This is a genomic window from Campylobacter concisus, from assembly GCF_902460675.1.
Classification (GTDB): Bacteria; Campylobacterota; Campylobacteria; order Campylobacterales; family Campylobacteraceae; genus Campylobacter_A; species Campylobacter_A concisus_AJ.
On sequence record NZ_CABPUQ010000001.1, the window covers coordinates 218,578 to 239,442 of the forward strand.

General features: G+C 37.6%; 12 protein-coding genes and 6 tRNA genes. 1 reads left to right on the plus strand and 17 read right to left on the minus strand.

The window, feature by feature from the left end:
- Positions 1-259: 259 nt before the first annotated feature.
- Genes F3G88_RS01090 through F3G88_RS01100 form a run of 3 tightly spaced genes read right to left on the minus strand, consistent with a single transcriptional unit; the run spans position 260 to position 8,763 of the window.
- On the minus strand, positions 260-511 hold the full coding sequence (locus tag F3G88_RS01090; protein ID WP_149715145.1) for a hypothetical protein: 252 nt from the start codon (positions 509-511) through the stop codon (positions 260-262).
- The gene (locus F3G88_RS01095; RefSeq protein ID WP_149715146.1) at positions 508-6,981 is read right to left on the minus strand and encodes a hemagglutinin repeat-containing protein; all 6,474 of its coding nucleotides are present in this window, start codon (positions 6,979-6,981) and stop codon (positions 508-510) included. The genes F3G88_RS01090 and F3G88_RS01095 overlap by 4 nt, the downstream gene beginning before the upstream one ends.
- Positions 6,982-6,990: 9 nt before the next feature.
- Complete coding sequence (locus tag F3G88_RS01100; RefSeq protein WP_149715147.1) at positions 6,991-8,763, minus strand: ShlB/FhaC/HecB family hemolysin secretion/activation protein; 1,773 nt, start codon at positions 8,761-8,763, stop codon at positions 6,991-6,993.
- Between the two features lie 445 nt (positions 8,764-9,208).
- On the opposite strand from F3G88_RS01100, the gene F3G88_RS01105 reads away from it, so the two are divergent.
- Positions 9,209-9,961 (plus strand): DUF4198 domain-containing protein, encoded by a 753-nt coding sequence (locus tag F3G88_RS01105; RefSeq protein WP_107929676.1) that lies wholly within the window; start codon positions 9,209-9,211, stop codon positions 9,959-9,961.
- 605 nt (positions 9,962-10,566) lie between these two features.
- Here the strand turns inward: F3G88_RS01105 and F3G88_RS01110 are convergent.
- The 14 genes from F3G88_RS01110 to nuoI all read right to left on the minus strand — a co-directional run bounded on the left by F3G88_RS01110 (position 10,567) and on the right by nuoI (position 20,857).
- Positions 10,567-10,641: transfer RNA gene (locus F3G88_RS01110), tRNA-Glu, on the minus strand.
- Positions 10,642-10,647: 6 nt separating this feature from the next.
- Positions 10,648-10,723, minus strand: a tRNA-Lys gene (locus tag F3G88_RS01115).
- Positions 10,724-10,840: 117 nt separating this feature from the next.
- A tRNA-Asp gene (locus F3G88_RS01120) sits at positions 10,841-10,917 on the minus strand.
- 12 nt (positions 10,918-10,929) lie between these two features.
- Positions 10,930-11,005, minus strand: a tRNA-Val gene (locus F3G88_RS01125).
- Between the two features lie 16 nt (positions 11,006-11,021).
- Positions 11,022-11,097 (minus strand) — tRNA-Glu (locus F3G88_RS01130).
- Positions 11,098-11,110: 13 nt separating this feature from the next.
- A tRNA-Lys gene (locus tag F3G88_RS01135) sits at positions 11,111-11,186 on the minus strand.
- A gap of 237 nt (positions 11,187-11,423) precedes the next feature.
- Positions 11,424-12,152, minus strand: coding sequence for a HEAT repeat domain-containing protein (locus F3G88_RS01140; RefSeq protein WP_149715148.1), 729 nt, complete (start codon positions 12,150-12,152; stop codon positions 11,424-11,426).
- A gap of 6 nt (positions 12,153-12,158) precedes the next feature.
- On the minus strand, positions 12,159-14,528 hold the full coding sequence (locus tag F3G88_RS01145) for a tetratricopeptide repeat protein (RefSeq protein ID WP_149715149.1): 2,370 nt from the start codon (positions 14,526-14,528) through the stop codon (positions 12,159-12,161).
- Between the two features lie 22 nt (positions 14,529-14,550).
- Positions 14,551-16,041, minus strand: a complete 1,491-nt coding sequence (gene nuoN, locus F3G88_RS01150; protein WP_004317979.1) for an NADH-quinone oxidoreductase subunit NuoN — start codon at positions 16,039-16,041, stop codon at positions 14,551-14,553.
- On the minus strand, positions 16,038-17,549 hold the full coding sequence (locus F3G88_RS01155; RefSeq protein WP_149715150.1) for an NADH-quinone oxidoreductase subunit M: 1,512 nt from the start codon (positions 17,547-17,549) through the stop codon (positions 16,038-16,040). The genes nuoN and F3G88_RS01155 overlap by 4 nt, the downstream gene beginning before the upstream one ends.
- Positions 17,549-19,387 (minus strand): NADH-quinone oxidoreductase subunit L, encoded by a 1,839-nt coding sequence (gene nuoL, locus F3G88_RS01160; RefSeq protein WP_149715151.1) that lies wholly within the window; start codon positions 19,385-19,387, stop codon positions 17,549-17,551. The genes F3G88_RS01155 and nuoL overlap by 1 nt, the downstream gene beginning before the upstream one ends.
- Positions 19,388-19,390: 3 nt before the next feature.
- Complete coding sequence (gene nuoK, locus F3G88_RS01165) at positions 19,391-19,693, minus strand: NADH-quinone oxidoreductase subunit NuoK (RefSeq protein WP_004317991.1); 303 nt, start codon at positions 19,691-19,693, stop codon at positions 19,391-19,393.
- Positions 19,690-20,226, minus strand: a complete 537-nt coding sequence (locus F3G88_RS01170; RefSeq protein WP_103617761.1) for an NADH-quinone oxidoreductase subunit J — start codon at positions 20,224-20,226, stop codon at positions 19,690-19,692. Before F3G88_RS01170 ends, nuoK begins: the two co-directional genes overlap by 4 nt.
- Positions 20,219-20,857, minus strand: coding sequence for an NADH-quinone oxidoreductase subunit NuoI (gene nuoI, locus F3G88_RS01175; RefSeq protein ID WP_149715152.1), 639 nt, complete (start codon positions 20,855-20,857; stop codon positions 20,219-20,221). The genes F3G88_RS01170 and nuoI overlap by 8 nt, the downstream gene beginning before the upstream one ends.
- Between the last annotated feature and the right edge of the window lie 8 nt (positions 20,858-20,865).

The window sequence follows — 20,865 nt, forward strand, 5'->3', positions numbered from 1 at the left end:
ATCTACATTCTTTTGTATATATATTTGCTATTTTTAAGTAAGTAGGTAAAATTTTTTCATCTGGCAAAAAACCTACTGCTTCTTTTATCAAATTTAATCTTTCGGTTATATTTTTATTTAATCTCATAAATATATCCTATTTTAGTTTTTGGTTTAAAAGTTTTTGTAGCTCTTTTTTATCTACATTATGCTTTCCAGTTTCATCTACACTATCGAGGCTACTTTCTTTTTGTTTTTCCAGATATTATTAGAATATTTTTTATTTTGCACTGTCCGTATTGTGAATTAAAATTCCAAATTTAGCTTTTTTAGAAAAAAATTTATTTCCTGCTAAATTTGGACCAATGCACACATTGTCATCTTTTATTTCCATTGCCTGCGCTTTAATTAAGTCAGATAAAAACATTAAACTTTTTGTATCTCCTTGTATAAAAAAGACATCATCTTCTAACCAAGTATTTATTTTTATTTTTTCTTTTGAATATTGCTCACATATACTATCTGCTTTCATTTTTTACCTTTAAATCTACCATCTTCCCAAACATCAAATGAACGTTTGCCCTTTTCGTATGACTTTTTGTCCTTATATACTTCCCAGTGATCTTTATGCAATAAGTCTTTTACCCATATTGTTCCATCGTCTTTCTTTTTATAAGCTTTACTACTTTTTACTTTTTCAAATTCTGATTTATCCATATCTGGCGTTATATATTCTTTTTCAGCAAAATAAACATTATCCTTAAAATTCTGCTCTTTTCCCTCAATTCCACCAATATAAGGCTCATTAAAAGAATTGTCTGTATTTACACCGCCATTTGTTATTTTATCATATTGCTCTGTTTGCGGTGTAGTGAGGATATTATCATTTTTATTTGACTCTTCTTTTGGAAAAATAGTTCCTGGTGAGGTCGAAATTTCATCACTAGGGAAAATCTCACGACTGCTAGCTTTATCCTTGCTTGCATTATTATAAACAAGCCAGCCGCCAAAAATAAGTGGGGCTATCTCGATAGTTTTTTCGATCACTACTCCTGCTAATAATAACGGACTATTATCCCCCTTACTCTTATCTAAGCCATTAAACATATAAGAATTTAAAAGAAGGGTATTTAAGCTACTTTGATTTTTAATATAGTTTATCGCTGCATCTTTGGCATTGATGCCACTATCTTGTAAATTTAGAGCTTTGCTTAGATAGTCACTAAAACTATCTTCTTTTAGTTTTGCATATCTATCTTGCTTACTATCTCCTGGTATAAATTTGCCAGCTTTATAATCCATGGCATGTTTTAACTCATGTCCTAGTGTGCTCACAAACTGATCAACATTTTTAATATGGGCTAAATTTAGTATTATTGAGCCACTATTAAAATGTCCTAGAAATTTTTCATCGTCTTTTCCTTTTGCGAATTTATCATCAATTATTCTTAAAGATATGCCATCTAGATCAAGACCTGACATACTTGCAAATAGCTGTATAAATTTATTTCCTAAGGCCTCTTTCTCTTCTATGGTAACACTATCATCTATTAGTTTTTGAGCCAGTTCTTTGCCTAATAGTTTCCCAGCTTCATACTGTGCAACATTTTCTTTTACTTCACTATTAAAATTAAACTCACCTGTTTCTATAATTGCATTTAGTGCTTTTGTTATGGCAGTGGCTGTATTAAACTCATCTTTGATATCCTTTTGCCCACTCTTAGTCAGCACCCTTAAATCCATACTACCATCTACATTTGAGCTTATGCTAGTATTTACTAGATCTTTTGTTAGTTTAGTGGTATCTCTATTTAGTCTTGTTAGATCATCAGAGTTCTCTTTATTTGCTATCTCTATGTTGCCACTACCTAGAGTTGCTAGGTTTTTAGATAGTGTGTAGCTTAGATTTCTATGGTTAGATAGATCTATTGATTTAAGACCTGTAAATTTATCTTCTTGATTGTTATTTGATTTGCTATCTTTATTGTTTTTATCTTCTAATATATAGTTAGCACCTATACTAAAGTTTGTTCCTTTAGCATAGCTTGTATTTGATAGGTTCTCATAGCTTAGGGTATTTGTCTTTAAATTTAGGTTGTGGTTATCTATAAAGGTATTATCTTTATCATACTCTCCTGCTGCTAGAAGTGATCCTTTTAGATGAGTGTTTTTACCTACCTCTACGTTTAGCTCATTTGCTGTTATGGATGAGAGTACGGTTTGTTTAGTTATAGTATTTGATCTTGATCTAGAGAAATTTGCATTAGAGCTAGTTGTCTTTGTGCTAGATGGATTAGCAAAGCTTGAGTTTGGTGACTTATCTGCGCTAAATCCTATGCCAACACCTACACTATATCCTCTTTCGTTGTGAGCATACTTATCTCTTACGCTCTCTAAGCTTAGGTTATTTCCTACTTTTAAATTTAATCTCTCATCAGCTCTTAAATTTGCTCCTTTGATGGTTGCGTCATTAGCTGTGTTTATATTCATATCTTTAGCTGAGTAAAGATGAGAGTTGTTGTTTGTTAGGCTCTCTGTGTCACTACTACTAGTAGAGTAGTTTAGGCCAGCACTTCCGCCGCCACCACCATACATAGTATATCTCATGGTCCCACCTATGCTTTTGTCTTTACTTTCTGATGTATAGGTGTTTTTGCTAGAGTTTATATTTAAGTTGTTTGTGTTTATATCTATTAGATTATTGGCACTTAAATTTGAACCAGTGATAGTTGTATCATTTGGAGTTTGTATCTTGATGTTATTTGCCATTAAATTTGACGGATTAGAGATTACTTCATTTGAGTTTGATTTTGATTTGTGACCATTTACACTAGCTGCTACTCCTACGCTAAAGCCAAATGTATACCAGTTAGATGCTGCTTTTGCAGCTGCTGCTACTTGAGCTACTAGAGCTAGGCTCTTAGCTTCTACGTTTGCCATAGCCAAAGCTATATTTGCCTTATAGTATCTCTCTTCATCATTCACATTTTCAAGGATATCTGATAGATCTTCTATATCTGAGCCATCTATGCCAGGAGTTTTACTTTTATAGGCTTGTTTTAGCTCATGTAGTTTATCTTTTAGATCATCTCTAGTATGTTTATAGCCATCGTACTCTTTTTTGACTTTTTTTAGTTGCTTAACTGCCTCAAGTAAGGCTAGAGTAGCAGGAGCTACCTCTACGTATTCGTTTTGGGCAGTGATAGAAAGAGCTGCTTTTGCTTGTTTTAGTGTTTTTGATATATCAGTAGTGTCAGTGCTATTTAATATATCTATATTTGCATTTTTGCTTATTAGATTTATATCTTCTTTGGCGATCAAATTTGATCCAGTGATACCTATCTCTTCGTTTGCATTTAAATTTATATTTTTATCTGAAACAAGGTTTGACGATATAGCTTTAGTTGATGCTACATCGGTGGTAGATTTTTCATACTCTGCGTCTGCTACTCTTGTCTTAGTGCTAGTATCGTACTTAAATTCTTTTATAGGTTTTGGTTTTTGATCATTCGCAAGATCTTTGGTGCTTGGTAAATTTATACCCTTGCTCTTAGATATCTCATAGCTACTATGCTCGTTTTCTGCATTAGATATCTCAATAGAATTTGCCTTTATATTAGTATCATCTTTACTTGATAAATTTGCAGTTATAGTAGCTTCATTTGCTTTTAGATTAAGCTCTTTGGCTGCAGATATGTTTGAAAGCTTCGCTAATGCGTCAAGGCTTCCTTTTTCGTTATAGGTTGAACGATAAATTTGAGTCAGAGTATCTCCAAACATTTGCTCAAATAAGTAGGTATTTGAACCAGTCCCAATAGGATCTATTGCAGAAGCTACCAGCATGCCCGGGTATGTCAATAATGAGATTATATTAATACCTGAACTCTTGTGAATGCTTTTTTCTTTTATTTGCTCTTTAGCTGCTAGTATAGATAGGTTGTTTTTAGCATTTAAATTTACATCACCACCACCTTTTATGTCAGATGAGATTATAGAGATGTCGTTGTTTGCATTTAAATTTATATCTCCTTGAGCGGTGCTTATGGATGAGCCTTGTATATTTGTCTTTGCTAGAGAGTGCATATCAAGGCTAGATTTTAATCCACCAAATGACTTCTTAGAGCTAGCCCTTGCCTCATCATTTTTATAAGCTGTTGGAGCTAGGCCTATATTATTTGCATCTATGTTTATATCGTTTTTAGCACTTAAATTTGAGCCAGTTACTATTGCATTACCCCCAGCTTTTAGGCTGATATCACCTGCGTTTAAATTTGAGCTGATGACCTTTTGATTTATAGCCATTAGATGAGACTCTTTTTTAGAGAAAAAGCCTTTAGATTTCTCTTTAGTTTGCGTGCTCTCGTTTGTATTAGCTCCAACTACATATATATCATTTCCAGCTTCTACGTTTAGCTTGTTAGTAGCTCTTAAGTTACTTGAGCTTATCTGTGTGTTTGACTTAGAGTTTAAATTTATATCTTTTGCGTCTAGGTTTGCACTATTTAGCGTTTGGATGCTTTGTTTAAAGCTTATACCCTTTTCTTTTGCGCTATGGCTGTAGGCAAACTCTTTGGCGTTTATGTTTATATTATCTGCACTTAAATTTAGCTTGTCAGCCTCTAGGCTTGATCCAGCGATGTTTAGATTTTCTTTAGCACTTAAATTTAAGCTCTCGTCTGCTTTTAAATTTGACGCCTTACTAAACTGAGATGACCCTTTGTCTAAGCTTATATTATTTGCAGCTACATTTATATTTTTAGCTGAAATTTCACTTGAGTCGATATTTGCTGCGTCTGCTTTTAAATTTAGATCTTTAGAGTTTAGCTCTAGGTGATTTAGGTTTAAATTTTGTGAGCTTAGATTGATATTATCAGCCACTACGCTGCCAGCTAGACTTATGTTACCTTTGGCGTCTAGGTCTATGTTATTTGCCATTACTAGAGCTGAGGCTTTTACGTTTTTATCTTTAGCCTCCTTTTTAAATTTACTTATGCTCTCGTTTCTTGCTTCATATAAGCTATCAAGGATATTTGCTATATAAGCTGAGTTTATACTATCAAGACTGTAGTAATACCCTTGGTTTTTCACCCTTCTATTTAGGTTTTTGATGATTGGGCTATTAAATATTGGCTCAGAGAATTTATCTAGATCAATATTTGCTAGCTTTATATCATCATTTAGTGCGTAGCTTGAAAAGTCTTGTGTGCTTCCTACTATGTTATTGCCCGCTGCAAATACTGCTGGCAAGCCAACATCTGTGTATGAGAAGTTAAATACAGCACCTTTGCCACCTTTAGTCACCCATCTTTTTTGACCAAGGATTTTTCCTCTTTTACCTTTCCACTCTTGCTTTTTCCATTTAAATTCGTTAAAGCTGCTAACATCTCTTGTTAAATTTAGCGCTACGTTTGTTATATCTTTGCTATCAAGCACGAGGTCGTTGCCTGCGTAGATAAAGCTCTTATCATTTAGCACTTCATCTACTTTTAAATTTATATCATTGCTTGCTACTATGCTACCTGGGATGAAATTGGCTTTATCATCTTCGTTTAAAATTTCTTTGTTTATAGAGTAGTAAATTCTCTTTAGCACTTCGCGGTCTTTTGCTTTACTAGTATCAAGTACTACTTCGTTTTTATCGATGTCTAGTCTTAAGTTAGCAAATACCTTTGTCGATGTGCCATATAGATATGAGTCTTTGTGTAAATTTAGAGCATAAAGGGTGCTATCTTTGCTTATAGCCTCTTTTAAAATTTCAGCATTTAGCTCCTCTTCGCTTAGCTCTTTACCTAGTTTTTTAAATTTAGCCTCAATCTTTGCTTTTATCTCTTTTAAATTTACCTCTTCAAGTTTAAATCTATTCTCGCCGCTTTGCTTTAGAGCTAAATTTTTAGCAAATGAGCTTTTCTCCACCCTAGCCTGCGAGCTTGAGTTATTTACTAGCTTTTTAGCCTCTACATTTATATCTTTAGCATAAATTTGGCTTGAAGTATTTACCAAAGTGTCTGCTTTTATGTTAAGAGTATTTTTTGCACCTATTAGCGCTTCATCTTTGTTTGTTATAGTCTTTGCTTCTATCTTAGCCTCTTTGTTAGAAGCGATAGCGCCGGCATTAACTATATCGCCATCAAGGCTTATCTCTATGTTGTTATTTGCTATAACTAGGCCGTTATTATTTACGCCTACGCCGTTACTTGTGCCAACTAGCTTTATCTTATTAGCATACATACCGCTAAGTGCGCTACTATCTAGGCTAAAGCTGTTTTCTTGGTTTTTAATTTTTACATCGTTATATAGCTTGCCATTGCTTGAAGCAACCGCCTTTTCACCGATGATATTTAGCTCATTTGCGTGGATATTTGAGTTTAAATTTACAGCATTTGAGATGACGTTTGTATAGTCGCTACTCTTATCGTTTAGGCCGTCTCCTACGATATCGATAGAGTTATTAGATATTAGCTCTATCTCTTTGGGGCTTAGTTTATTGATATTGCCTGTTGTTAGTGTGAGTGAGCGAGAGTTGATCATATTTAGACCATCTACGCTTATGCCATTTGGGTTTGCTATGACCACATCAGCCCTGCTTCCAGCTACCTCTAAATTTCCTTTTAGAGATGATTTTTCAGCCGAATTTACCTTGTTGATAATAAGACTTGCCTCTTTATTTAGCCTATAGTTTGCATCTATCTGGCCAGCTATCTTAGTGTCTATGTTTTTATTAGAGTTATTAAGGATAGTGCCAGTGGTTGGCGTATTAAACCTACTATATTCATTTATAGATACGCCCTTGCTATCAGGGTTTGTGATGTTTATTATTAGCGTCTCATTAGGAGCTTTTAGTATATCAGGGCGGTTACTAGCACCTGGGTCAGCTATGATACTTGGCTCATTTGCTAATGCTGGCATAGTGCCAAGTAGCAAAGAGAGACTTACGTAGAAATTTAAGCCTATGGTTAAAAGGCTAGGTTTTTGTGCATTTGAAATTTGGTTGTTCTTTAGCATATTTTATCCTTAAAATTCGTAGCTTATGATGAAATTTACATTTGTTGATTTAGATTCAAAGCTCTTTGGTTTATAAAGAGGTTTTGAGACAGAGATGTCGTAGCTTAGGTTGTTGTAGGCTTTTATGCTGCCTCTTAGACCTATGGCGTATCCTGCAAGGGTGTTTTTATCCTTTATGCCACTACTTGGGGCTCTTACCATACCAGCGTCAAGCCCAGCATAGACAGAATTGCTCTTATAGTAGTTATATGAGAGGGTATTTCTTACGCTTACTCCGTGGTTTCCAACAAGCGAGCTCTCCCCGTCAAATCCCCTAACACTGTGGTATCCACCGATGCTAAATTTATCTTGCAAGCTTAGTTTATTTAGACCATATCTTGCGTTGATATTTAGATCGTAGCTTAGTGGAAGTTCAAATTTATATTTGTAGTTTAGGTTTAAATTTATTAGAGCAAACCTAGATGTTGCCTCGCCGCTATCTTCTAAAGGATCTGGCTGTGAGTTAAATATACCAGTGCCCTTTTTATAAGCTAGCTTGGCGCTAAAAGCTTGATTATACGAGTTGTAGCTTGATTTTACGCCTACCTCATATCCAGCATTTCTTCTAGCTTGGTTATCTAGCTCGTAGTCCTCTAGGTAGTTTTTATTTTTTCTCTTAAATAGCTTTACATAAGCGCTATTTTTAAAATTTGAGTCCCTATAAAATGTATAAGCAAGACTTAGTGAGTCACTCTCGCTTCTACCTTTATATGTGTAGAGGTTGTAGGCTGCGTTTATTATCTGGGCGTAGTCATATTTACTCTTTTCATACTCAAGCATGAAATAGCCAAATGGGATACTAAAGCCGTAATAATAGTTGTTTGAAGCTCCGTGATCAGTGGCGCCATTAAATTTATTAGTCACCTTATACTTTTTAAGCACATCCTTGCCGCGCGAGAAGCTAAAAATTTCGTTAAATCCAAGTAAATTTAGTGTGCTTAAATTTAGCATGCCTTGGTACTTGCCGCTTTGCTTGGAGCCAAGGTTGTCAAGGCTAATGGCAGCCTTTAATGGAAAGCTATCAACCCTAGTGATCACTATGTTTGAAAAGCCAGCTCTATTTGAAGGTAAGAATTTAATGCTAACGTCATTTTTCGAGACGTTTTGTAGTGACTCAAGAGCCTGCTCGATATCTCTTATATTTGCTACTTTATTTTTATGAGAGTACTCACCAAATGCGCTAAATAGGCTCGCTCTATTTCTTTGGCTGTCATTTTCGTTGATACTTATATCATCTATTAGACCAAGATTTATCACAAACTCTAGCTTGGCATCTTTTAGGCTCTTTGTAACTAGGCTAGCACTTGAAGTGATATAGCCACTTTTTATTATCTCGTTGTTAAAAGAGTTTATGATTAGATTGATAGAGTTTTTACCAAGACAGCTGCCTGGTTTAAAATCAAGCTTGTTTAAGCTAGTCTCTAAAATAGAGTTAAATTTAGAGTAGTTTGTATTATAAGCTTCTCTTATTATAGCCTCATCAGCACCACTACTAGCGTTAAAGCTAGCTACTTCATTCTCACTAAGAAGTGAAATTTTATCTATTTTAAAGCATGGGGTTTCGTTTAAATTTAGCTTAGCTTCTGAAGTTGGTTTTTCGTTAAGTAAATTTATGTTGGAGCTTTCGTTAAAAGAGCTTGCCATATTCGCCCTAATCTCTTCGTTGTTTAACTCGTTTTTTAGATTAGTCTCATTAGCAAGTAGCGCAGCACACACCATGCTTAAAGATAAGAGAGTTCTCATCTTAACCTTCCTTGGAAATAACTATAAAGTTATATTTTCTAAAATAATTTAGTGACATTATAAAGGATATAATCTTAATATAATATTAAAATATAATGAGAAAAAAGAATTTTTATACAAAATATTTCAAAAATGAAACTTTTTAGCTATCTAAATGGCAAAGATAAATTTATTTTGATTTATCCATTAGTGGATAAAATTTAATTTTATATTGACATTGATTATTATTTTGATATAATTGCACCACTGATTTTATTTCGTAATTTCAGGGATTAAACTATTTTTATAATCATGCTATTTTTATAAATTTGATAAAATAAATTTGGTTTTGATTACTAAATTTTTTTAAAAATTAGCAAAATTTAGATCTATAAAAATTTAACAATATTTTTGTGACATATATTAGAAAAAGAAAAATAGACATTTTAATCTGAAAGGATAGGTAATGAACAAGCATTTATTTGCACTTTTGGCTTTGGCAGCACTTAGCAGTCACTCTTTGGCTCACGAATTTTGGCTTTTTGGAAGCAGCAAGGAGGTAACTAGCGTTGATATCGGCTACGCAGACGACTTCCCAACTGTTGAAAAGATACCAGATAATAGGATTGCCCTATTTGAAGCCCCATACATTATAAACAAAAATGGCGAGAAACTGAGCCTAAAACAAAGCGGCGAAAACTACCACTATGAAAGGGCCAAACTAGAGGACGGCTCATACCTTATAGCTGGCGAGTATAAGCCTACATTTTGGACAAAAGCGAGCGATGGCACATGGCACATGGGCAAAACCAAAGAGGACATCAAGGATGCCAAATACTGCAAAAAAGCTAGCATGAGCGCAAAAGGCGTAATAAATAAAAATGCCAAGGACAACTCTGTAACAAAACCTTCACAACAGCGCTTAGAGATAGTCCCACTTGACAATCCAGCAAATTTCAAAGTTGGCGTGCCATTTAAAGTGAAGATTCTATTTGAAGGCAAACCTTTAGAAAATGCTACACTTGATGGAACATTTGATGGATTTTTAAAAGAAAAAAGTGCATTTCACGGCCAAACTGAGCCAGACGGCACGATAGAGGTGCTCGCACTTAAACCTGGAAAATGGCTGCTACAAACAGTGCATAAAATGCCGTTTGCCGACTCAAAAATTTGCGATGACGAGACTATTGCTGCAACGCTTGCATTTGAGCTAAAATAGATCAAATTTAAGATCAATCAAATTTTCATCTTAAATTTATAAAAGGGCGTAGTCAAATGCGCCCTACTCTTTTACCTTATAAGCCGAATTTATCAAGACAAAATCAGCAAATTTATATTGCGGCAAAATTTTAAAATTTGTGTATTTCTAAAAGATTTAATAACTACAGCAGTCATAATTTCATCATTATTTGTAATCTCTAAACTTTTAAAAACTGCTGATCCGTTTTCGCCTAAAACCTTTTACTAAACTCAAGCGCCTCGTTATTAAAACAAGTTTTTAGAGCTTCGGCAAAGAATTTTGAGATTTTTGAATACAGTATTTCAATATAATTTCTGCTACCTAAATACCAAAATTACTTCACATATTAGCAAACAATCAAGAAAGTATCATAATCCATAGATGTAAAAAATTTAATGATAACAATACACAATTCATTTTACTGTGGAAAACGAGCGTTTCGTTGTTTTCTATATGGGTACTCTGGTAGTTTTTAACACAAATTCACCTTTCATAAAATAGAAAGACATTTTAAACATTTTTTAGTCAAATTTATTGCACTAGCAGTAAATTTTTCAAAATTTGAGTTAAATTTAGAAGAAAAATGGTGACCCATACGAGACTCGAACTCGTGTTACCAACGTGAGAGGCTGGTGTCCTAACCGCTAGACGAATGGGCCAAAAGATGGTGCCCCGTGTAGGTCTCGAACCTACGACCCCATCATTAAGAGTGATATGCTCTACCAACTGAGCTAACGAGGCAAGATTAAATATCAATAACAAAGTGTTATCTTAGAACTTATAATCTTAAAATTTAATTTGATCACTCAAAAAACAAGAAAAAATAGAATCAAGAACCTTAACCTAAGGTTTAGTAGATGGCGCAGCGGACGGGGCTCGAACCCGCGACCTCCGCCGTGACAGGGCGGCATTCTAACCAACTGAACTACCGCTGCACCTAAAAGTAATGGTGGTCGCTATAAGACTCGAACTTATGACATCCACCTTGTAAGGGTGGCGCTCTACCAACTGAGCTAAGCGACCTAAAATTTAAAATATCTGGCGACCCTTAGAGGATTTGAACCTCTGTTCCTACACAGAGAAAGTAGAGTCCTGAGCCACTAGACGAAAGGGTCATAAACCCAAAAATGGTGTCCTGCGTTGGATTCGAACCAACGGCCCCCTCATTAAAAGTGAGATGCTCTACCGACTGAGCTAGCAAGACATGATTATTTAAAAAAGAATTGAGATTATACAAAAAACATTATTATATGTCAAGAAAAAATTAAATTTTAAATCAAATTAAAGCTATTTTGTCCGCTATTTCTAAGCGAAAAATATAAAATTTTATTTTTAAATCTTCTAAATTTAAAGCCAAAATTTCTTATAAATTTAAACCATTTTTACTTTATAGCCCAACAAATAAAACGCCTTTGAGCACACAATCCGCTTAATGGCAAATTTAATCCCTGCCTAAAAACCTTACTGCCATTTTTCTAGCTTTTTCTATCTTTTCAGCCTCTTGGTTTTGAGCTGCGCTAGAAGATATCCACTTTTTACCAAATAAAATTTGAGCCGCTTCTATCATAACTGCACAAGCGTGTAGATCTTTTTCGCTAGAGATGCTTTGCAAAAATGCGGATTTTGTTTTATCTCGCAAGATTGCTTGAGCAACCTTGTGAAATGACATCTGCATAAGGCTAGCTGCCGCCCATGCCCTGCAAAGGCTATCTTTGCTATCAAGCATCTCGCTTATTAAAATTTCTATTTGCTCTAACGTGCCAACCCAGCCAAGCGCTATTATAAGTTTGCGGCGCAGTGCATCATTTGTCCCTAAAAAAGAGGTTATTTGAGGGATAAGGCGGTCGCAAAATGTGGTATAAAAGTCCCTATGCTTAGACTTGGAAAGGATTTGCGCTATAAGATAGATGGTTTCTATTTTTATTTTTTGATCGCTCTTTTTGGCTAAGCGCTCAAATAAAAACTCCAGTCCAGCGACGCCGTGCCTATCAAAGCTGCTTTCTAAATTTAGCTGCCTGCCCTCTTGCCACTGCTTGCAAATAAGCTTGTAATGATATGCTATCTCATCGCTAGCACCTAAATTTGCTATAAATTTGATCCTTTTGCCATCTGGGAAATTCTCTTTTTTAAGCCCCAGATACTCTTTTTCAAGATCATTTAAATTTGACACTAATTTTTACTTTATCATCTCAAGTTTGGCTTTGCAGGCGTCTTTATAAGCACTTGTGAAATTTGAGCCAATGCACTCGTTTAGATATGGCTTAGCTAACTTATACTGCTTTTGCCTGATGTAAATTTCACTTGCCAAATTTAGAGCATGCAAGCGGTCTTCTGGCTCAAGTTTCATATTTAGTATAAATTTCGCCTCATCAAGCGCCTCGTCAAGATCGTCAGTCTTTAACGAAGCCTCTGAGTAGTCAAAATTTAGCTTTGGCGAAAAGGTATTTATCTTGGCTCTGGTTTGTAGCTCAAGCGCCTTTTTAGCGTAGGTTGCAGCGATAGCGTAGTCGTTGCTTTTCATCGCATAGTCGCTTATAGCTGCGTATGCCTCGATGATCTTAAAGTCCTGTCCTCTTAGCTGCTCGATCGCACTGATCGTTGAGACCGCCTCAGTAAAGCGTTTTAGCGCAAGTAGCGAGTAAAATCTATCAAAAAGCGATGGCGTAGGGTCCGAGTACTCGACTGCTGAGCCAAGCGATAGGGCGTCGTTTGCAGCGATGATGGCGTGCTCGTAGTCTTTATTTTTATATAAAATTTTGCTCAAATTTACTAGCCACTCGACTCTATCTTCTAAATTTTCGTCCTTCACATGAGCCTTTGCAAGCTCTAGCGCCTCATTGTAACGCGCCGTTCTAAAGTAGCAGTTAAATAGCTTAAACTGCGGCAAAGAGACCTTGCTCACATCGTAGTTTTCGAGTAAATTTACAACCGCTGTACAGTCATCTTTGATGAAAAACTCTTTTGTTAGCTCAAGCGCAGCCTCATTTACTAGCTCCATCGCCTTGCTTAAATTTTCATCTTTTGCGAGGTTGTTATAAGCTAGCGCATCGGCAAATTTACGCTCTTTTAGATCAAGCTCAAGCTCGCTGATTAGCGCCTTTTGGCTGATATTTGTGCCGGCATATTTTTCGATGAGATCTTTATATCTTGCGTGAAGTGCGGTGGCGTTTTTGTCGTCCTCTTCAAAAAATAGCCCATCCTTTGCCTTAGCGATCTCATCGATATAATCGCCATATTTAAACTCTTTTTCGTATCTGTTTAGATACTCATACGCCCTTTTTTCATCTTTGGTTTTGGCTAAATTTAGCGCTAAATTTTTTAGTGCTGCCTCGTAAAAATCCTTTGTCCTATCGCTATTATTTACCAAAATTTCATAAATTTTAGCAGCTACGTCTGGCATATCTTTGCTGGCAAATGTATAGGCTAAATTCATCGATTTTGTCGGATCGTTCATGAAAAATTTTTCATTTGCATTTGCGATCTTTAGCACAAATTTCTTCGCCTCGTCAAATTTCTCTTTATCGATATTTGCGTCTGCTAGGCTTAGTGCAGCTCTACTTGCAAGGTCGATGTCGTTTGTAGAGTAGAGCACCTTTTCATAGTCGCTTAGCGCCTCTTTTTGCCTGCCTATTTTATATAGGTAATCAGCATAATCAAGCGTGGCAAGCTTTGTAAATTTAGACTCTGCGTGCTCTTCACTTAGTATGTCAAGCATATATTTTGCATCACTTGCGATGCTATCTTTGAGGTAAGCTCTGGCGATGAGATATAGCACCTCTGGATAGTTCTCATCAGAGGGGAATTTCCTTATCCAAGCTCTGCCCTCGCTTACGATATCTTTTGGCTCCAGCCCCTCAAACTCGCTCTTTGTCTCAAAAATTTTATCAAGCGCTCTTAGTCTAAAAAGTAAAAACTCACTTGAGAAAAGACTGGCTGGATGCCTTTTCATCGCTGTTTGTGTATCTTTTACCACGCTTTCATAAGCGCCCTTTTCGTAGGCTCTTTTTATATTTATGTAGATGTCTATATCGTTGCTATCAAGCCCAGCGATAGGCGCTTTGTTAAGATCGAGCGCTCCGATGCTTGGACTTAGCATATCTCTAAAATCAGGCGAAAAATTTAGCCCAGATACTCTTTTGTTGTTTTCACTTAGCGAAGTGTCGATGATGATGCTAAAGTGCTTTGAAATGGTTGTCTTTGGCGTATCTTGCACGCTTGGACTGCTGTAAAGCTCAGTTTGAACATTTAGAAGTTTTGAAGGCGCCTTTGGCATGATGACGATAAAGAGCTTGCCGTCTTGCTTTTTATATTTTATGTCCATTAAAGGCAGCGTCGTATCTTCGATCTTTGGCAAGATCCCATCATCGAGCATACAAACGTAGCGCTTCGTGTCGTAGGCTAAAATTTGCTCCACACATTCAAATTCTTTCTCGTCGCTTAGCTGAAGGACGCTATAAGGCTTATTTGCGTTTGCGCCGCTGTTTAGGCTAAGGCTAAAGGCGGATAGATAAAGCGGTAAAAATAAGATGGTTAAGAGCTTTTTCATGCCGCCATTATAGTTAAATTTTCTAAAATCCTGAAGCAAAGACAAAATGCTCGATAAATTCCAAAATCGCTCCAGAAAATAAAAAGGCAAAGACCGTGCCAGCAACGGCAACTCCAACGATCACTTTTAGCGCCATCGAGACGTTTGAGATGTAGATATTTTTATCTTTTACGATAGGCTCTTTTAAAAACATAAAGACGATTAGTTTTAGGTAGTAATAAATGGCAATCGCCGAGTTTATCATGATGATGAGGCTAAGCACGACGTAATCAGACTTTATGAGCGATGAGATAAGCACCATCTTGCCCCAAAATACGCTAAAAGGCGGTATGCCAGCAAGGGCGATCATAAAAATTCCCATTATCACGGCGTAACTTGGCAAAATTTTAATAAGCCCTGAAAATTTCTCATACGGGTGTTTAAAGCGTTTGTCCCAGCAGACGACGTCGTCGCACCTTGCGACCCAAAGCATAGAAAATGCACCCAAATTTGCAAACAAAAACATGATCCAGTAGAAAAACAAGGCGACATTTGCCTCGTGAGAATTTGCCACAAGCGCGCAAAGCACGACACCAGCGTGAGCTATCGAGCTAAAAGCGAGCATCCTTTTGACGTCCTTTTGCACTAGCGCCATGATGTTTGCAAGGCTCATCGTAAGCACGGCAATGATGTAGAGCATATCTTTTATCCATGAAATTCCAGAGCCCTCAAGCATCGCAAAAATTCTTAACGCGACGATAAATCCCGCAACCTTTGGCACGATAGACATATAGCCAGCAAGCGGGGCATTTGAGCCCTCATAAACGTCTGGTATCCATGTGTGAAATGGTATGAGCGAGAGCTTAAAACCAATGGCTGAAGCGATGAAAACGCAGCCAAGAAGGATTATTAAATTTTGATTTAGGCTAAGATCTTTTATGACAACGCCTATACGAGCGATGTCTATTGAGTTTGTTGCTAGATAAAACATCGCTATAGCCATCGCAAAAAAGCCAGCTGAGAGCGAGCCCATCGCGAAGTATTTGATAGCAGCCTCGACGCTTTTTGCTTTGTTGTGAAGGGCGATTAGGGTGTAGAGGCAAAGCGAGCTAATCTCAAGGCCTAAAAAGATGATAAGTAGGTTGTTTGAGCTCACCATAAACAAAAATCCAGCGATCATAAACAAAAATAGCGCGTAATACTCGTAAATTTTATATTCAAAATACTCTTTCGTGCTAAGTGCTAGCGGGATGAAAAGAGCTGAGGCGATTAGGATGATGATCTGCGAGATGATAGAAATTCCATCGACTAAGAGCATATCCCAAAAGCTTAGGCTAAGCCCGTTAAAATCAAGCGTAATGCCTAAATTTACAAATATAGCGATGATGCAAAATACGCAGTAGAAATTCCTCGAAAGATCTTTTTTTATCGCTCCAACTATGAGGATAAAAAGTGCAAAAACCATCATGCTAAGCATCGGCGAGAGTGATTGTAGCGAGATCTCGTTTAGGTCTAAAAAGGCTATTTCGTTCATAGTTTGCTCCCGCCGTTTAAAGATGAAATTTTATCCTTTGTGCCGTTATTTACAGCTCTAGTTTGCATTTTGCTTATGATATTTTGCACGCTTGGCTCAAGTGGTTTTAGTATCAAATTTGGTGCGATACCAAGAATGATTATGAGCAAGCAAAGTGGCACAAGAGCGGCTAGCTCTTTAAAATTTAGATCTTTTAAGCCCAAATTTTTCTCTTTGCACTCGCCAAAAAAGACCCTTTTATAAAGTACGAGCATATAAACAGCGCCCACGATGATGCTAAAGCCACCAAGTAGCGCAAAGAGCTTGTTTAGCTTAAAGACGCCAAGCAGGCTCAAAAACTCGCCAACAAAGCCAATGGTTAGTGGCAGACCGATACTTGCAAGGGTAGCTATAAAAAACACAAGTGCGTACTTTGGCATAACCTTGGCAAGGCCACCAAATTCGCAAATTTCTTTTGTGTGAGCCCTCTCGTAGATAACACCGACTAGCAAAAACAAAGCGCCACTAACGATGCCGTGGCTTATCATTAAAAATATCGAGCCGCTAAGGCCTATTAAATTTAGTGAAAAGATACCAAGCATGATGACACCCATGTGTGAAATGGAGCTGTAAGCGATCACTTGCTTCATGTCGCTTTGCGCATAGGCAACGAGGGCTGCGTAGATGATCATGATGATGGCTATGACGCAGACAAAGCCACTTAAAAGCAGGCTCGCGTCTGGAAAAAGTGGGAGTGAAAATCTCACAAAGCCGTAAGTGCCCATCTTTAAAAGCACGCTAGCAAGCAGCACCGAGCCGATCGTTGGAGCCTGTCCGTGTGCATAAGGTAGCCACGTATGAAACGGAAATATCGGAGTTTTGACGCCAAAAGCAAAGAAAAATGCTAAAAATAGCCAAATTTGAGCATTTTCTCCGATGCCAAGCTTGTACCAATCAAGAAGGTTAAAACTAAATACGCCGCTTTTTTGATAGCACAAATAGCCGATAAAGATGATCGCCACTAGCATAAAAACAGAGCCTAAAAATGTGTAGATAAAAAATTTAATCGCAGCGTAAATTCTATTTTTACTGCCAAATGCGCCGATGATGTAAAGTAGCGGTATGAGGCTAAGCTCCCAAAAGCTGTAAAACAAGATCATATCAAGCGCGCTAAAGACGCCCATCATCGTGCTCTCTAAAAATAGCACGCTAATAACAAGGTGCTTTAAATTTCCATCATCGCTAAGTGCGGCGATAGAGATGAAGCTCATAAATGCGCTAAGGACTATAAGCACAAGCGAAATGGTGTCGATGCCGACAAAGTAGCTGATATTTAGGCTTGGTATGAGCGAGACTTGATGCGTTAAAACAAAGTCATAACCCTGAAAATCGACATTGACGCATATAAAAATGGCTAGTAAAAGCTCGATAAGAGCGATGCTTGCTCCATAAAATTTGATGCTTTTATTTTCTATCAAAAAGCCAAGTATTGCGCTTATTGCTGGGAAAAATATGATGACACTTAGCATTATTTGGCTCCGTTTAATAAAAATATAAAGCTTAAAAGCAAGGCAAATCCTGCGACCATAAATCTAAGCATGACGCTTAGATCTCCGCTTTGCATTTTGTTTGCCAGATACGCAAATTTAGTAACCAAAAGTGCGACAAAATCGACACTTCGATCAACTATCATCTCATCAAATTTCTTGCAAATTTTAGAGATAAAAGAGTAGCCATTTATAAAAAATTTCTCATAAAATTTTGGGATAAAGTAGGCATTTTGCAAAATTTTGTAAATTTTACTCTCGCAAATGCTCTCTTTAAAAATTTCTTTTTTATAAGCAAACACAGCAAAGCCAGCACTTGCAAGCACTAAAGTAAGTGTTAAAACGAGTAAGAAAATTTCACTGCTGTGAGATAAATTTAGCTTAAAATCCCCAAGGCTGTTACTTAAAAACTCACTAAAGTTGCTCCAAAAAAAGCCGCTGATAACTGAGAGAACGCCGAGCACACTCATGCCAACAAGCATGTAGTTTTTGGCCTCATGTGCGTGAGTGTCGCTCTTTAGCCTTGCAAAAAAGACTAGCATGACAAGCCTAAAGCTATAAAATGCCGTAAGCACCGCGCCAAATAGCAAGACGGCCCACAAAATTTGATTTTCACTAAAGGCGACTTCTAAAATTTTATCTTTAGAAAAAAAGCCAGCAAATGGATAAAAGCCAGCCAGTGCGCAGCTTGCGATGATGGAAAGAAGTGCAGTTGGCTTCATAAATTTATAAAGTCCGCCCATTTTTTTGATATTTAGCTCATCATTCATCGCGTGCATGACGTTGCCAGCGCACAAAAAGAGGAGTGACTTGAAAAATGCGTGCGTGACAAGGTGAAAAAGTGCGATCTTGTAAGCGCCAAGACCAGCGGCTACAAACATATAGCCAAGCTGCGAAAGCGTCGAGTAGGCGACTATCTTTTTAAGGTCGTTATGCACTAGTGCGATGCTTGCGGCAAATATCGCTACAAATGCGCCAAGGCAGGCGATAAAGTGCGAGACTTCAGGCACGTTTGCAAAGATGAAATTTGCACGTATGACTAGATATACACCAGCTGTTACCATGGTCGCGGCGTGTATGAGCGCAGAAACCGGCGTTGGTCCCTCCATGGCGTTTGCAAGCCATGTGTGAAATGGAAACTGCGCGCTTTTACCCATGGCGCCTATGAAAAGAAGTGTGGCGATGATGCCTAAATTTAGCCCAGAAAGGTCGCTTCTAGCGTTAAAAACCTCGCTAAATTTAAGTGAGCCAAAGCTATAAAATATATAAAAAATGCCAACAAGCATGGCTAGGTCAGCCACTCTGTTCATCACAAAGGCTTCGTTTGCAGCGATGTTTGCACTAGGCCTTTTATACCAAAAGCCAATGAGTAACCACGAGCAAAGTCCAACGCCCTCCCAGCCGATAAAGAGCCCTATGAAGTTATCGCTTGAGACAAGGACGTTCATGCAAAAGACAAAGAGCCCAAGGTAGCTAAAAAAGCGGTTAAAACTCGCGTCATCTCTCATGTAGCCAATGGAGTAGATATGCACGATGCTAGCGACCACGCCCACGGTGCTAAGCATCACAAGGCTAATCGCGTCAAGGTAGAAGCTAAAGCTAAGATCAAGCGAGCCAAAATTTATAAACTCTTTTATGGTTAAATTTAGTGGCTCATCTACGCTAAGGCTAGCCGTTAGCATAAGCGAAGCTGTGGCGCTAGCGATCATGAGAAGCGAGCAAGAAAGACCGATAAATAAATTCTTACTGCTATGCGAAAAGATGCCAGCTATGATGAAGCTAAGAAGCGGAAAAAATAGCGAAATACAAAATAAAATCATCTCTTAGCCTTTCATATTTGTCATCGAATCTAAACTGATGCTACCAGTCTTTTTATACCAAAGCACGAGCAATCCAAGCCCCACAGCGACCTCGCTAGCAGCGATGGCTACTATAAAAAATGCGATGATCTGCCCAGTTAGATCAAAGTAGTATTTCGAGATGGCTGCAAGTGCGATGTTTGCTGAGTTTAGTAAAATTTCGCTTGAGAAAAATAGCATTATCAAATTTCTTCTTCTCATTATGCCAACAAGCCCTATGACAAAGACCAGACTTGCTAGGATGAGGTAGTGAGTAAGGCCTATCATAGCATCTCCTCAAATTTGCTTTGCGCGTCTAGGTCTTTATGTATCAAGATGATGCCAGCCACCATCGCCACAAGTAGCATGATAGCGCACATCTCAAAGGCTAGCAGATACTTGCTAAAGAGCAAAATTCCAACCGCTTCGATGTTGCCAAGGCTAGCGAGAGTAGAATTTACCACCTCTTGCTTTGCGCTATAAATCGGCGCTAAAAAGATAAATATCAAAAGAAGCGCTATGAAGCTACTTAGAAGATAGACGATGATCTTTGCTTTTTTGCCACTTTTTGGCTCGCACTCCTTGCTGGTGTCAAAAAACATCATCGCAAATGCGTATAAAACGACCACAGCGCCTGTATAGACGACGATTTGCACCACGCCTAAAAACTCAGCCCCAAGCAAGAAAAATATAGCCGAGATAAAAACCATGCCAGCAGCTAACGCAGAGACTGCATTTAGGGCGTTTTTGCAAAGAACGCTAAAAGAAAAACTAACCAATATAAGGGCGCTAAAAAGATAAAATGCAAAGCTCTCATACATCGCTTGACCCTTTTAAATTTATATCCATCGTTTCTGCCTTATCATCATTTGTAAGCGCATTTGGCGTCTTTTTCACCAGACTATCAGCATTTTTAGGTAGCGCGCCATAGCCCTCAAACTCGGTTTGATCTTTTAAAAATTTATCATCTGTTAAAAACTCAGCTTTTGTGCCAAAGAGGATTTTGTTTTCACTTGCGACCTCGTACTCTTGCCCGCAAACTATGGCAAGCTCAGGGCAGACATCAGCGCAAAATCCGCAATAGACGCACCTGCTTAAATTTATCGTGTAGCTTGCGACCTTTTTGCGGCCATCTTCGCCAAGCGAAGTCTTCATCGAGATGCAGTTACTAACGCAAATTTTCTCGCATAATCCACAGCCTATGCAGCGCTCATTTTCGCTTTCAACAAATTTTAAAAGCCTATGAATTCCCCTATATCTGGCGTTTAGCTCCATCTTTTGCATAGGGTATTTTAAAGTGTGCGACTTGCTAAAGAGCATCTGCTTTAGCGTGATCTTTAACCCCACCAAAAGATCAAGCTTAAAAGTAGCGGCGATGAAGTGCTTAAATTTATCAAATGCCCCTTTTGGCTCTATCTTTTCGTCTATCAAAATATATCTTTTCTCGCTCATTTTACGCC